At 69.8% G+C, this 13,382-nt stretch carries 14 protein-coding genes; 5 read left to right on the top strand and 9 right to left on the bottom strand.

The features are described from left to right. Positions 1–64: 64 nt before the first annotated feature. Complete coding sequence (locus E1295_RS24075; protein WP_132632881.1) at positions 65–448, bottom strand: YunG family protein; 384 nt, start codon at positions 446–448, stop codon at positions 65–67. Between the two features lie 265 nt (positions 449–713). Here E1295_RS24075 and E1295_RS24070 point away from each other — a divergent pair, with 265 nt between their 5' ends. The 3 genes from E1295_RS24070 to E1295_RS24060 are packed head-to-tail and all read left to right on the top strand — an operon-like array spanning position 714 to position 3,788. Further along, positions 714–1,643 (top strand): hypothetical protein, encoded by a 930-nt coding sequence (locus E1295_RS24070; protein WP_132632879.1) that lies wholly within the window; start codon positions 714–716, stop codon positions 1,641–1,643. 13 nt (positions 1,644–1,656) lie between these two features. Beyond that, entirely contained in the window at positions 1,657–3,330 is a 1,674-nt protein-coding gene (locus tag E1295_RS24065) for an SMI1/KNR4 family protein (protein ID WP_132632877.1), read from the top strand. Continuing rightward, positions 3,327–3,788 carry a DUF5655 domain-containing protein gene (locus E1295_RS24060; RefSeq protein WP_220448854.1) on the top strand — a complete coding sequence of 154 codons (462 nt, stop codon included), beginning with the start codon at positions 3,327–3,329 and terminating at the stop codon, positions 3,786–3,788. Before E1295_RS24065 ends, E1295_RS24060 begins: the two co-directional genes overlap by 4 nt. Positions 3,789–3,833: 45 nt before the next feature. Here the strand turns inward: E1295_RS24060 and E1295_RS24055 are convergent, their stop codons facing one another. From E1295_RS24055 to E1295_RS24035, 6 genes are all read right to left on the bottom strand, one after another. Beyond that, positions 3,834–4,190, bottom strand: coding sequence for a S26 family signal peptidase (locus tag E1295_RS24055; protein ID WP_220448853.1), 357 nt, complete (start codon positions 4,188–4,190; stop codon positions 3,834–3,836). Then, on the bottom strand, positions 4,187–5,986 hold the full coding sequence (locus E1295_RS24050; protein WP_220448852.1) for an ABC transporter ATP-binding protein: 1,800 nt from the start codon (positions 5,984–5,986) through the stop codon (positions 4,187–4,189). The genes E1295_RS24055 and E1295_RS24050 overlap by 4 nt, the downstream gene beginning before the upstream one ends. Continuing rightward, positions 5,983–6,522 (bottom strand): TlpA family protein disulfide reductase, encoded by a 540-nt coding sequence (locus tag E1295_RS24045; protein ID WP_132632875.1) that lies wholly within the window; start codon positions 6,520–6,522, stop codon positions 5,983–5,985. Before E1295_RS24045 ends, E1295_RS24050 begins: the two co-directional genes overlap by 4 nt. Continuing rightward, the gene (locus E1295_RS24040; protein WP_132632873.1) at positions 6,519–7,034 is read right to left on the bottom strand and encodes a MauE/DoxX family redox-associated membrane protein; all 516 of its coding nucleotides are present in this window, start codon (positions 7,032–7,034) and stop codon (positions 6,519–6,521) included. The genes E1295_RS24045 and E1295_RS24040 overlap by 4 nt, the downstream gene beginning before the upstream one ends. Before the next feature lie 77 nt (positions 7,035–7,111). Further along, entirely contained in the window at positions 7,112–7,267 is a 156-nt protein-coding gene (locus E1295_RS48920) for a hypothetical protein (RefSeq protein WP_166427381.1), read from the bottom strand. Between the two features lie 644 nt (positions 7,268–7,911). Continuing rightward, on the bottom strand, positions 7,912–9,075 hold the full coding sequence (locus E1295_RS24035; protein WP_132632871.1) for a DUF5685 family protein: 1,164 nt from the start codon (positions 9,073–9,075) through the stop codon (positions 7,912–7,914). Positions 9,076–9,387: 312 nt separating this feature from the next. Between E1295_RS24035 and E1295_RS24030 the strand changes: the two genes are divergently transcribed. Next, positions 9,388–10,038, top strand: coding sequence for a hypothetical protein (locus E1295_RS24030; RefSeq protein WP_132632869.1), 651 nt, complete (start codon positions 9,388–9,390; stop codon positions 10,036–10,038). 552 nt (positions 10,039–10,590) lie between these two features. Here the strand turns inward: E1295_RS24030 and E1295_RS24025 are convergent. After that, positions 10,591–11,154 (bottom strand): TetR/AcrR family transcriptional regulator, encoded by a 564-nt coding sequence (locus tag E1295_RS24025; RefSeq protein ID WP_132632867.1) that lies wholly within the window; start codon positions 11,152–11,154, stop codon positions 10,591–10,593. Between the two features lie 106 nt (positions 11,155–11,260). On the opposite strand from E1295_RS24025, the gene E1295_RS24020 reads away from it, so the two are divergent. Next, entirely contained in the window at positions 11,261–11,980 is a 720-nt protein-coding gene (locus tag E1295_RS24020; RefSeq protein WP_132632865.1) for an MBL fold metallo-hydrolase, read from the top strand. A gap of 145 nt (positions 11,981–12,125) precedes the next feature. Here the strand turns inward: E1295_RS24020 and E1295_RS24015 are convergent. Next, the coding region (locus tag E1295_RS24015; protein ID WP_132632863.1) for an FG-GAP repeat domain-containing protein at positions 12,126–13,382 on the bottom strand (1,257 nt) is incomplete at its 5' end.

The following is a 13,382-nucleotide window of genomic DNA, read 5'->3' as shown; positions in this document are numbered from 1 at the left end:
GAGACGGTTGCTCCAGACGAACTCGGGGACCGTCCATCCCGCTTCGTGCACACTGCCCGGGCCTTCAGCCGAATCGTGGCAGGGCGGCGAGCACGCGCTGTCGGAGCAGCTCGTACTCTTCGCGGCACCGGCGAGGCGCATCGGGTGGCCGGTGTTGTACGCGGCCACCGACAACGACCTCGCCGGGTAGGAACTGCTCGGAGGTGAGGTCCACCTCGGTGCCGTCGGGCAGCCGATTCCAATAGTGGTGACAGACCTTGACCCCGTCGACGTGAACCTCGGCAAGAATCAGGTCGCCTCCGAGCAGGTCCTGCACGACCAGCGCCGTCGTCCCGCACTGGCCCCTTGCCGGGTTGTCAGGCCGCCACTCCGCACGGCTCTCCGTATCGCAGGTGTCAGGTCCCCAGGCGGCCCGCAGCAACGGTCGCAGAAGGTCGACGTTCAGCATCCTCGAAGTGTCGCAGCAGGGTACGACAGACCTGCGACGTGACCGATCGCCGATCGGGGCGCGGGCGACATGCGGTGGCGCGTCACTTGCCGACCCTGCATGATCATTACCCTGGTAGGGTTTCACATCCGGCTGCGCCCTGTACGAGATCAATCGGCGGCGTCCATGCATTGACCTGCCTTACCGACGAGGCGCCTCGCCCGCTCGTGCCGGCTCGAAACCAGGATCAGAAGATTTAGCGAGTCGCACTGGGAGGTGCTCACACGTGGTGGTTGCGTTTGTCGCGCTCGGCGTACTTGTGCTCGCCGTTGCCGGGTTCGCTCTGTGGTTCTTCAAGATTCGCGACCCGTTGAAGGGCGCGGACTTCTACAAGTTCCACACTGAGCAGAAGTGGCCGTGGGAGCTCACGCTGACGCCAGAGCAGGAGAAAGCGTTCATGGCCGGCCTTGAGGCGTTCGACGACAACGAGGGCGGTTGTTACCCGAGCCGCGAGGAGGGAATCCTGCGGGTCTACAGCCCGATGATGCTCATCTCGCTGTTCTCGATGACCGAGCAGTTCGCCGCGATGGGACCGGCCGCGATGCAGGACCCTGCCCGCGCCGTCCACGAACTGATCAACCGGGCCACTCAGTCCGAGGGTGATGGCGTCCTCTACTACAACGACGAGTGGATGGGCGAGGGCGTCGAAGAGCTCGACGGGATGGACAAGTACGCCTTCACCGACGCCGTGATGTCCGCGATGCACGCGCAAGGTGTCGACCACGAGTTCGCCGGAGGCTACGCCGACGAGGACAAGGGTTACGCCACGATGGGCGTGCTCGCCCAGGCACCCGAGCACGTCAGCCGGATGTACGACGACGCGCACGCGATCGCGGGTGACCCGGCGCCGCTCAACAACCGGCTGGACGTCATGAAGGAGGTCATGCGGCCGGAGGACCCCGACTACGTCGCGGCGTTCGAGCGGGCGGAAGCGGAGAAGAGCAAGTACGTCAACACGCTGATGTTCTGCTTCGAGCGCGTGGCCGACGAGTACCGCGAGGCCAGGCCGTACATGCAGGGGGCCGAGCCCAAGGACGTCCTGTCCGTGGTGATGGCGCGAATGCTCGACCAGGGCATGCGGGGCTGCACGTGGACCCGGCCGCCGTCACAGGACCAGCACAAGCTCGCGCTCGCACTTCTGGGCAACCGCGGCTGAGTCTCGCCTGTCCATGAGCAACCAAGGGCAAGGCGCGGTCACGGCCGTGCTGAGGGCGATGGCCGGTGACATCGCGGCCGGTGCGCCGCGTGGCTGGAAGCGCGCGGTGCTGCACGGCTATGCCACCGGGCAGGACAGTGCCGGACATCGTGGCTTCCTGTTCGAGCCTGCTGAACTCGATGAGTACGGCTCGAACGAGATCGACGTGTTCGGAGGCCTGCGGGAGCTGCACACGTTGCTGGGGGCCGGCGATCATCTCACGGTCGAGCTGGAGGTCGAGTCCCGCGGCCGCTTCCGGGCGGTCCTGAGCGAGCGACTCGACCGGTCGGAGTCGGAACGCCGGGGATTCCGGTATGTCCTGGATCCGGAGTCCACGCCGCCCGCCTCCGGCGAGCCGCATCCCGGCCCGGACGTGTCCGAGGCCGGCCACCCCGACCAGGCGGTCGCACTGCTCGGTTCGTTCATACGCCGGCTCGAGGAGGTGCTCGATGCCGGCTCGCCGATCGAGCTGCCGCCTCCCCTTCCTGAGTCTGATCGTCAGAAGCTGCTGGACGAGGCGGGCGTGGCGTTGCCGCGGGATCTCCGCGCGCTGTACGCGGCCGTCGACGGTGACGGCGGGCGTGGGCTGCTGCACGGCTACGGCTGGTTCGGGCTGGAGATGCTGGCGGAGCTCTGTGATCCCGCGCGACGCTGGTGGGTCACCCAGGGCTGGCGGCGCTACGTGCACCAGCCGTTCGTCAAGGAGTACGGGCCTGCGCTGCGGATCCGGCGAGTGGCCGACCACCCGGCGTGGATTCCGTTCGCCACCGACATGTTCGGCAACTACCTCGCCGTCGACATGGCACCTGGCCCGCGCGGCCGCCCCGGCCAGGTGATACTGATCGGGCGCTCCCACGGCGCGGGACCGGTCTATGTCGCCGACTCCGTGACCGCCTTGCTGCGCGAGCACGTGGAGGCGTTGGCGTCCGGCTCGTTCGAGCGTGATGGCGAAGGGCTGTGGATCAACGCGGGCGAGGTGGCGCAGTACGAACGCGACTACGACCACACCTGTACGCTCTCGGTGACCGGCATGGACGCGGCTCCGGTGCGCGGCATACGTCCGGAGATCCGCGAACTGACGGTCTCCAACGCCCCGTGGGTCGACTTCGGGCCGGTGCGTCGCGCGCCCGCGTTGTGGCGGGTCACGACGAAGAACTGCCCGGGCGCCGACCTCTCACCGCTGCTGGAAGCGCCGGTCGAGGTGCTCGACCTCGACCTGGTGGCGATCGACCTGGCGGGGCTGGAGGCTCATCCGACGCTGCGGAAGGTCGCGCTCCACACCGAGAAACCTGTCGATCTGCGGCCGTTGCTGTCGTGCAGACTGCTGTGGGCGCTCGACCTGACCGACGCTCCCGCGGCGGACCTCAGCGTCGTGCGCGAGTTGACAGCGCTGCGGCAGCTGAAGCTGCAACGCCCGCAGTGGGACTCGCTCCGGTCCGGCGGGGTGTTGCCGGCGTCGCTGGCGATCGCCGAGCTCGCGGAGGAACCACTTCGGGAACGCAAGCTGTTCTGGTCGTTCGACAACGCCTACAAGAGCCCGCGGCCGACGCTCGAGGACGCCATCGACTGGACTCGTCACCTGGCCGGCGACGCCGCGGACGTCCGTACGTTCAGGGGCAGGTTCCGCCCAAGGCCTGCCGGGCAATGATCTTCGTACGTGCCATCCTGGCAACCGCCCCGATCGGCTACTTTCTGGCCATGGACCAGAAGACATGGACGATCGACGATCACCTCGAAGGCAAGCCCGACACGTCGGTAGCGCTCTATCACGAATTCATCAGGCTGGTTGAGGCATGCGGACCCTTCACGTATGCGGTGTCCAAGGGCATGATCACCGTCAAAGGGACACGTCGGGGATTCGCCGGAGCGAAGCCGGTCGCGCGAGGGCTGCGAGGATACTTCGACATCCAGCGCACGATCAGCGACGACGCCCGCATCACCAGCGTGTCTCCGTACACGAAGCGGCTGTACGTTCATGCCTTCCGGATCTCTGATGTCGCCGAGCTTGACGAGCAATTCGCTGGCTGGCTCCGCGAGGCGTACGAAGTGGGTCAAGGCGGACACCTGAGGGCTTCGCGAGAAGGCCGGCCCCGACACGAGATGTGAAGTTCGGTGGTCCTCATGAGCCGGCCAGGGACAAGATCTCCGCACTCAACCGTTCGACCGGGACGGCGCACAGCGCACGGTGGCGAGGATGTCGCGGCAGTCGATCAGGCCCATGTGGCGGGAGTCCTGTGAGCGAGCGTTGTCCCCGGCCACCGCGACATACCCGGCCGGCACGTGCGACACGTCCGGCGGCGCCGGGACGAGCCAGTCCGGCAGCGGGTCGCCGGCGACCGCGGCGACCCGCTTGATCCGGTGCGGCGGCTGCTCGTCCGCCACCCGGAACACGATCACCTCGCCCCGCCGCGGGTCCCGGCGTATCCGCCGCGCGAGCAGGCGCTGGCCGTCCCACAAGGTGGGCGACATGCTGTTGCCCCGCACGACCACCCTGAACCACCCGATCACCGCACCCTCACATCCTGGTAGCCGCCGGCCTGGAGCCGGAACAGCCGGGCGTACTCGCCGCCCGCGTCCATCAGCTCGTCGTGACTGCCCTGCTCGGCGATCCGGCCGCCGACCAGCGTGACGATCAGTTCCGCGTCGCGCAGCACGGACATCCGATGGGAGATCAGCAGCCGGGTACGGCCCTCCGTGTGGCGGCGCAAAGTGCTGTGCACACGGTGCTCACCCTCGGCGTCCAGCCCTGAGGTCGGCTCGTCGAGGACGATCAACTCGGCGTCGGTGCGCATCAGGCAGCGGGCCAGGGCCACCCGCTGCCACTGCCCGCCGGAGAGCGTCACACCGGAACGCTCACCGTCGTCCGTGTGCGTCCTGGACAGTACGGTGTCATAGCCGTGGGGAAGCGCCGTCACCGTGTCGTCGGCACGAGCCGCCCGCGCGGCCGCGACGATCCGCGACCGGTCGTCGAGGTGCTGGAGCTGACCGATGCCGATGTTCTCGGCCGCGGTGAGGTCGTAGGTCATGAATTCCTGGAACACCACGCCGATCCGCTCGCGCAGCGCCGTGACGTCCAGCTCGCGGATGTCCACGCCGTCCCAGGTGATCGTGCCGCGCTGCGGGTCGTAGAACCGGCACAGGAGTTTCACCAGCGTGCTCTTGCCCGCGCCGTTGACACCGACGAGTCCCACGGCGGCGCCGGCGGGGATGGTCAGGTTCACCCCGCGCAGCACCCACGGGCCGTCCTCGCCGTACCGGAACCAGACGTCGCGCAACTCGATGGTCGCCGACGGAGGCGGCGTACCCGTGCCGGCCGGCAGGTCGTCGCCGGTGCCGACCACGTCGAGATAGTGGCCGAACAGCCGCGCCGCGCGGGCGGTCTCGCCGAGCTGGAGCACCACGGTGGACAGCCCGGTCTGTACGCCGGCCACCGCACCGAGGAAGAGCACCAGGTTGCCGACGGACGAGCTGCCGGTGGCGACGTTCGTGGCGACCACGACCGTGCCCGCCCCGGTCACGGCGGCGCCGAGCAGCGCGAGGCCGCTCTGCATCAGTGAGCCTCGGCGTGACACGGACAGCCGTGCGCGCGACACCGCCGTCAGCGACTCGATCATCCTGGTGTGAAGGAGCGTGCCGAGGCCGAAGAGCCGGATCTCCTTCGCGGCACGTACATCGGTGAGCAGGGCACGGTAGAACAGGCGGCGCCGGTCGGTGGACACCCACGCCTCCTCCGCCGCCACCTCGCGTCGCGCGGTCGCCAGCCTGGCGAGCACGGCGACCAGCACCGACGCGAGCAGCAGCAGGGCCATCGGTGGCCACACCACCAGCAGCGCGCCCGCGAAGCTGGCGAGCAACACCACTGAGCGGACCAGCTCCTGCGCGAACTGCGAGACCGTGGTGGGCGCCTCCTGCGCCGCCTGCTCGGCGAGCCGCAGCCGGTCGTGGAACGCGGGATCCTCGATGTGCCGCAGTCCCGGCAGGGCGGCGACCCGCTGGAACAGCCGGCTCTCCACCGTCACAGTGACCCAGTGCTGGACCACTTCGCCGACGTAGCCGGTCAGATAGAGCAGTGCGATGGCCAGCCCGCCGACGATCGCCGAAGCGATGGCGAGGAACACCACCCGGCCCGTGTCCGCCGCGCCCGAGGTGAGCTCGTTGACCAGCAGCATCGTCAGCCACGCCCCGCTCGCGGGCGCGGCGCCCGCGAGCACGGTGAGTGCCAGGGTGGTCGTGGCAGCCGCGGGCGCTGACCGGAACGGCAGCGCGAGCGCCGACATGCCGGCGCGAAAGGCCGAACGGGTCATGTCACCTTCACCGGAGCGCTGACGGCGTCCGTGAAGTCGCTGAGCCGGGTACCGGACGCGGTCACCACACCGCTGTGCGTGTGCAGCAGGGTCGGGAACGCGACGACCTCGAACGCGGTCAGCACGGGGTCGTCAACGCCGATGACCGCGACTCTGCCGAGGGTGCCGAGCTTGGCGGTCAGCCGCGCGGTGGCGTCGGGAGCGTCCGGGTCATCGTGCATGAAGGACACGAAGCGGGCCGTCGGAGGAGAGGCGGCGAGCGCGTCGGACAGCATGCGGCACGGTCCGCAGCCGACCTGGAAGAACCCGACGTGAACCGGGCCGTCGAGGTCCGCCTCCGTGATCGCGGCGCCGTCGGTGTCGATGACCGAGAACGGGCGGACGACCGTGCCGGGCTTCGGCAGATGCGGGTTGTGGGCGGGGGCGCCGCCGTGCTGCGGCAGCTGCCGGATCCTGGTGACCAGCGCGAAGGTGAACAGCAGATGTATCGCGACCACGACGGCGAGCAGGACGACGGCGGTGGTGAGCAGAATCAACGGGTCCTCCTGGCGGGAACAAGGAGGAACGCGACGTCCTCCCAGCGGGTCGTGAGCAGCCCGAGAAACGCTCCGGCGACCAGGGCGATCAGCATGACGGGTGCGGACGTGGGCAGGTCACCGGCGATGGCACCGGCGACGGCGACGGCGACCAGCAGGCCGTTGCGGACAAGGTGCTGCGGGCCGAGCAGGCCGCCGCCCGCGCCGAAGCACTGGCACCGTACGGACTGCCGGGCGAGGATCGCACGGCCGATGCCGGCACAGAACGCGATGAGAAGCACGGTCACGAGGGCGTAGCCGACGAGCCGCGTACCGGGGACGGTGAGCAGTATCACGGCGGCGGCCTCTCCCGCGACGACCGCGACGGCGGCCGGACCGGCGGGCAGCCACCGTGGCCCGATCGCCGCGACCGAGTCGCGGAACTCGGCGAACTCCTGCCGGGCACGCAACTTACCCACGACCGCTGCGAAGAAGACGACGGCGAGCAGCGCACGAGCGAACAAGTCGAGCACGGCGGCCTCCGGGGTGGTGACAGAGGTTGGCGGGGCGCCGGAAGTGGCGTCCCGCCAGCCTCTTTGGTCAGTTCAGACTATTTGCAGCCGGACGCCTTGGAGGTGCAGCTGCCGTAGCAGTTGTACTTGTAGCCCTTCTTGCAGCACTCGGGCGGCACACAAGCACCCGCCTCAACCTTCGGGAGCACCATCCCGACCAGACGCTCACCGGCTTGCTGCACGAGTCGCTTCATTCCAGCTCCTTCGCATTAGAAGAACTGCGGACGCCGACCAGAAGATACGAAATTCCGGCACCACGGTAACGACACTTATCGCATCGTCCACTTGGGCCCGAACGCCGCACTATTGCGTCTCCTGGCGGCACGACAAAGGTGCCTTGTTTACGAACAAGAGTCAAGAGGCCCAAGTCATGACATCAGCTGCTGCTCACGAACGTGCAGATCACGGGTTCAGCCGCCGCGGCGAGGCCGTTTCAGAGATATCGCCGCGCATCGTGTGACCGAAGATATGGCGACTATATGGATGCGTCTGATACCATAACCTTCGGTCGGGAGTGGTCGTACCGGCGTATGTGCAAGACGTGAATGCATTCGGTTGATCGGCGTGTGGAGCGTTCCGTCGCAGAGTGCGAGACTTCGTGCTGGTTTTTTTGTACGGCCATTATGGATGTGGCGAAAAAGAGACGGCACCGGAGCGTTCAGCGCCTCCATGCCGCGGACCTTGCGCCCCCGGGGGAACTGCTGATGCTCGCTGGCGAGCAGCCGGCCGTCCACAGGCACCTGCGGGCCGGGGCAGGAGTAACACAGGGGTGGACCGGCTGACGCCACGCCCCCGGACGACGCCGAAGACGGCAACTGAGGAACGGGCGCGGTCTCGGTCAGTCGCAGCCGCAGCTGCAGCCGTCGCAGCAGCAGCCGCCGTCACCGTCCCCGCCCGAGCAGCAGGAACAGCAGGAACAGCAGTCGCCGCAGTTGCCGCAGCATTCGTAGCCGGAGCAGTCGAAGCGCTCACTGCAGGAGCTTTCGCGGTCCTCGTCCCACGCTGGCCGGTACAGGCCACACGTGCAGCAGCTCAGCGCGGCGCACGCCAGCGACAGCAGCCCGCCGGGATCCCGCTTCGGCGGCCGTTGCCCAGGCGGCGCGCCGGGATCGCCGGGCGAGTGGCCGGGATCGGGCGTTCCGGCGGTGCTGAAGGCCCGGGAGATGGCGTTGCCGGTCTCCCGTACCAGCAGGGCACGCGTCAGGGCGGGGCGGGGGAGGTCCAGCTCGTCCACGGCGGCGCGCAGCCCGGCGTGCGCGGCGTCGCAGTGGTGGCGCGCCTGTTCCAGGCTGGTGCCGGTGGCGGCCAGCGGGTTGTAGGCGCCGCGGGCCCGGTCGTCGGCCAGGTCCTCCACCGCGTCGATCACATGGGCCAGCCTCCCGAACCCGCGGCCGGCCGCCTCCAGGGCCTCCTGGTTGTGCGGCTTGCCCGCGAGCACCGCCGTGTGCGCGAACGCGGCGGCGACGGCGTCCTCGGTGGGCCCGGTCAACTGTGCCAACCCGGGTGCCGCGCCGCTCCGGGCGGGGGCGCGTTCCAGGAGGGCCTGACGGCCGGCCGCCGTCGTCAGCGGGGCGGGATCCAAGCCCAGCGTGCCGGCCATGGCCGTGCCGGCCGAGGACCAGCGGCCCGCCAGGCGGGTGGCGCCGGCGGCCACCAGGCGGCGGGCGTACAGGCCGTCCCCGTCGGCCACGTGATCGTTCACCTTGCCTGCCGCCAGGAGCAGCGACACGGAGGCCGCCAGCCGTACTCCCGCGGACTCCACCACGGCGGCGCCCTTGAAGCCGCGGAGCGCGCACGGGCCCGCCTTGCGGCGTGAAGCGGGCGCGGTCGACTGGGCCTCGGTGAGTACGGACACGAGCAGGCCGTCGTAGTTGGTCACCAGCCGGGACAGATGGCCGTGCTCGTCACGCAGAGCCAGGCAGAGCCCACACAGATGACCCATCCAGTCCGCGTAGAGCCCTTTGCACAGGACGTGCCGACACGGGCGGACAATTCCGAACACGCGTCCCCTTATGCGTAAAGTTCCGCCAACCGTAGCACCAAGCGACCGCCAGACACCGCCGCAACGAGGCGTTACACCTTCGGCATGAGGCCCGGCGGAGGCCGAGATCGGCGGAACGACCCCGCATCGGTGGATCACCTGGCTGGTCGGCCGTCCGACGCCACGGAACCCGTCTTCTACGGGGTGCTCGGGCGCGCGGCCTGTCGGACGGCGAGCTCATCCGGGCCGCGAAGGCACTCGCTGAGAACGGTCCGCGGCCGACGATCGGTGCCGAAGAAGTGCCGCGCGACCTGCGCCCGCTCGCGTCCAGGGATGATACTGGGCCTGTACTGGCAGATGTCCCCGACAGCCGGAACGACGCTCACGTGGAGCGACCGCCGGTCAGGCGCCCGGCTGGAGCTCACCCTGGTCCGCCACCCCGCGGACGCAGCCGCTGATGAGCGCACTCTCCCCCGGAACGCCACGGATGATACGGGGCGTGAGGGGCGCAGCCGGGCCGCCGCCATTCGCCGCGTCGTGGGACCGGACTCCCACGGCCGTGTCTGGCGCGAGAAGGACACGCCGGCTGTCCTGCACGCCGAGGGCGTTTCCGAGGATGACGTCGACGCCCTGGTGAAGGAGCTGCGGGTAGTGGACGCGCGCGACCGCGACCGGATCCGCGCCACTGTGATCGAGTACCCAGCGCGGAAGCTGCTCGACCCGGGGCTCCGTATGGCCCCCTCCGGTCGTACGGCGACGGACGTCTGGGCGGTGGGCGTCAAGGAGCTCGATGACGGTGTGCAGGTGAGCGTGCGTTCGGTGAGCGGAGCTCTCCCTTTCTACGACGACCATGAGATCGAGCTCGACGATGCGGGATGCTCCGGCGGCGGGTCGTATGCACTGGCGAACCGCCGGGTCGGGCAGCGGGCCGCTCGCTGCCGCGGTCGGGCTCACCCGTGCCGAGCGGCTTGGCGCCGACGCTAGAAGCTCCAGACGGACCACGGGAACACGATGAGGGCCGCATGTGATCACGTTGTGTTGCTGCCAGGGACCGCGACCGGCGCATTCCAGTGCATTTGACACCATGTCTTGTTCAAGGGTGCTCATCCCCACCCGGACCCCGTTCACCTCATAGTTGGTGAAGTACTGCGAGGCTTCGGTGAGCCACGATGGAGCGTGAAGGCAGGGAAACGACGAGAGGGCGGCTGCGAACGTGTCCACATCTCTCGTCGGGCAGCCAAGATGTCGATGTCCCCGACGGATAGATGGACACCTTGCAGGAGAGCGGCGCTTGTGCCGACCACGCGATATTCAGGGGCGGCGTGCACGGCTTCCAGGGCGGTAAGAGCCGTGCCCAATGCGGTCGTTACATCCAGCAGTTGCAGAGATGCGTCGCCGTCGCCCATGAATTCCAGGGTATCGATCATGGACCATGCACGCGTGCCCCTTGCGGGCTGGATCGGATAGCGAACGTCCACGGGGTACGGACCTACGGCGGTGCCTCGCGGGAGCGGCCGATGCGCGGCAGGGTCGGGATCAGGTCGGCTTGGTGATGGCGGTCGTCAGGTGGGTCAGGCCGTACTCGTAGGCGCGGTCCACGTCGCCGCCGAGATTGAAGGCGTCGGCCAGTTCCATGCTGATGAAGCCGTGCGCCCAGGCGGTGATCGTGCGGGCCGCCTCCAAGGTCTGGCCGGGGCCGGTCAGGTCGGCGGCGATCCGCAAGAGGGGGGTCGCCGCGCGGGTCAGGAGGTCGAGGTCGGGTTTGGCCGGGGCCGGGACATTCGTGAAGATCAGGTGGTAGGCGGCCGGGCGGGCGTGGGCGAACGCGCGGAGGGCGCGGAGCAGGGCGGCCAGGTTCTCTTGGGGCTCGCGGGTCGCCGGGACGGCGTTGAGGTGCTTCTCCAGGTCGAGGAGGGTGGCCTCGCTGACGAGACGGACGAGGGCGTCGCGGTTGCGGACCCGCTTGTAGAGCGAGGGGGCGCGCACGCCGACCCGGCCGGCGACCGCCTGCATGGTCAGTTGCGCGAGCCCCTGGGATTCGAGGATGTCACGGGCTGCTTGGACGATGGCGTCGAGGGAGGTGCGGTCGGGCGTCGGCATGCGTTCTCCTCGGGCCGGTACGTGGGCGGTTCCAGTATAGCTATGGACATTAGCCATGATGGCTATGTATCTTAGCCATCATGGCGGATCCAGGAGGAGACGGATCATGAGACTTGATCGGCACCTGCATCGCATCGGGAACGACCTCGTGGCGGTCTATCTGGTCGTCACCGACGATGGCGTGACGGTCGTGGACGCCGGTCTGGCCGGGCACTGGCGGGAGCTGACCGCCGAGCTCGCCGCCCTGGGCCGGACCCCGGCCGACATCCGCGGCGTCGTGCTCACCCATGGCGACACCGATCACCTCGGCTTCGCCGAACGGCTCCGCCGCGAGCGCGGCGTCCCGGCCTTCGTCCACAGCGCCGACGCCGCGCGCGCCCGGGGCGAGGTCAAGGTCAAGAACAGCTGGGGTCGTGCCAGGCTCGGCGCCACGGCCCGCTTTCTCTGGTACGCCGCCGGCAAGGGCGGCCTGCGCACGACGTACCTGACCCAGGTGTCGGAGGTGGCCGACGGCGACGTCCTCGACCTGCCGGGCGCGCCCCGCATCCTGCAGTTGCCCGGGCACTCGCCGGGCAGCATCGCCGTTCATGTGCCCGAGGCCGACGCGGTGTTCGTCGGCGACGGGCTCACCACCCGGCACGTGCTGACCGGTCAGCGCGGGCCGCAGCCGGCGCCGTTCACCGACGATCGTGAGCAGGCGCTGGCGTCACTCGACCGGCTGGGGGAGATCAGGGCGAAGTGGGTGCTGCCGGGGCACGGCGCACCCTGGGACGGGGGCGTGCAGGAGGCGGTCCGCCGGGTTCGCGCCGCGGCGCACCCGGAGTAAGGGGCCGCCATCCACAGACCCGTTCTGGACGCCATCGCCCTGGACGCCATCGCCGGCATGCGACGCAGAGCGGGCCGGTCGCAACCCGGTGACGGCCGCCGACCCCACGGCATGCGGCTGAGCCGAACCGATGACCGGAAGCGCCTTACTGCCGGACGCCCAGCTCCCTGTCCCGTCCCCCGGCGCCTCTTCCTCCCAGGTCGAACGTCTGCAGGGTCCTGCCCTCGGCGTCGAGCCGCCAGAAGCGGGCGAAGTTCAGGCCGCCGCGCCAGACGCGGAGCAACTCGTCCGTGCCGTCGCCGTCGAAGTCGGCGACGGCCCAGGTCTTCACGGTGCCGCGCTGCCACTCCTTGAGGCGCTTGCCTGCCGGGGTGCGGTCGGGGCCGCTGTGGGTGGTCACCAGGCCGGGGCGGCGCAGTCCTTGCGGGGAGCCGGTGAGGATCTCGGCCTTGCCGGTGACGATGGCGCTCCTGCCGGTGACCTCACCGGAGATGAGGTCGTCCCGGCCGTCGCCGTTCAGGTCACCGGAGGCCAGGCTGCCCCGCAGGCCGGTGAGCAGCTGTGGTTCGCGGTCGCGGCCGTGGAGGACGCGGATGACGCCCTCGACGGACGGGGCCTCCGTCTCGTAGCCGGGCTCGTTGTTGCGCGCCCCGCTGTCGCCGATGGCCACGTCGCGGTGTCCGTCACCGTCGAAGTCGCCGAACACGGCCGAGCTGCCGGTGGCCACCTCGCGGAAGTCGTCGCCGGTCAGGAGCCAGGCGTCGGCCTGCTCACCGTCGTCGGGCCCGTACAGGACGGCGCCGGATCCGTGCGGATCGGTGACCAGCCTGCCGGGCCATTCGCCTTCGGGGAGCGGGCGGCTCACCTCGCGGGCCGGTGCGCCGGACCTGGTGAACGGGCCGTGGAGGAAGACGAACCGGGCGCCGTCCGGGTCGCCTTCGCGCGACGTGGCGGCCAGGATGTCGATCGCGTCGTCCCCGCCGAGGTCGGCCACGCCGGAGTGGCCGCCGTACGGCAGAACGGTGGCCGGGCCCCGGCCGCTCCAGAAGATCGACAGTGAACGGTCAGGGATGACGACGTCGGCGCAACCGTCGCCGTCGAGATCCGCGAGCTGCGGAACCACCTCGCCGGTCATGCTCCCTTCGCCGGCGACGTACGCCGTGGACGGGTCGAGCCCGCGCGCCGATCCGTGCACCACCACGAGCTGACCCCGCTCCAGTGGTTCGCCCGTCGCGCCCGTCCAGACGAAGGCGAGGTCGGCGTACCCGTCGCCGTTCACATCGCCGGGCCCCGCATCCCCGGCGCACCGCGGTGGCGCGGGCGGCGAAGCGGCCGGGGTGATCGCGACCGGTGAGGACGCGCCGGGGGGCGGCGCGGACCGCGACGTGGCGGGGCCGGAAGA

This window comes from Nonomuraea mesophila (genome assembly GCF_004352805.1).
GTDB lineage: Bacteria > Actinomycetota > Actinomycetes > Streptosporangiales > Streptosporangiaceae > Nonomuraea > Nonomuraea longispora.
This window is presented reverse-complemented; position numbering and strand designations above follow the sequence as displayed.

Excerpts from the sequence above, each read along its gene's own strand:
- E1295_RS24025 (WP_132632867.1), bottom strand. The coding sequence starts at position 11,154 with ATGCCGACGCCCGACCGCACCTCCCTCGACGCCATCGTCCAAGCAGCC.
- E1295_RS24075 (WP_132632881.1), bottom strand. The coding sequence starts at position 448 with ATGCTGAACGTCGACCTTCTGCGACCGTTGCTGCGGGCCGCCTGGGGA.
- E1295_RS24030 (WP_132632869.1), top strand. The coding sequence starts at position 9,388 with ATGATACTGGGCCTGTACTGGCAGATGTCCCCGACAGCCGGAACGACG.
- E1295_RS24065 (WP_132632877.1), top strand. The coding sequence starts at position 1,657 with ATGAGCAACCAAGGGCAAGGCGCGGTCACGGCCGTGCTGAGGGCGATG.
- E1295_RS48920 (WP_166427381.1), bottom strand. The coding sequence starts at position 7,267 with ATGAAGCGACTCGTGCAGCAAGCCGGTGAGCGTCTGGTCGGGATGGTG.
- E1295_RS24050 (WP_220448852.1), bottom strand. The coding sequence starts at position 5,986 with ATGACCCGTTCGGCCTTTCGCGCCGGCATGTCGGCGCTCGCGCTGCCG.
- E1295_RS24060 (WP_220448854.1), top strand. The coding sequence starts at position 3,327 with ATGATCTTCGTACGTGCCATCCTGGCAACCGCCCCGATCGGCTACTTT.
- E1295_RS24020 (WP_132632865.1), top strand. The coding sequence starts at position 11,261 with ATGAGACTTGATCGGCACCTGCATCGCATCGGGAACGACCTCGTGGCG.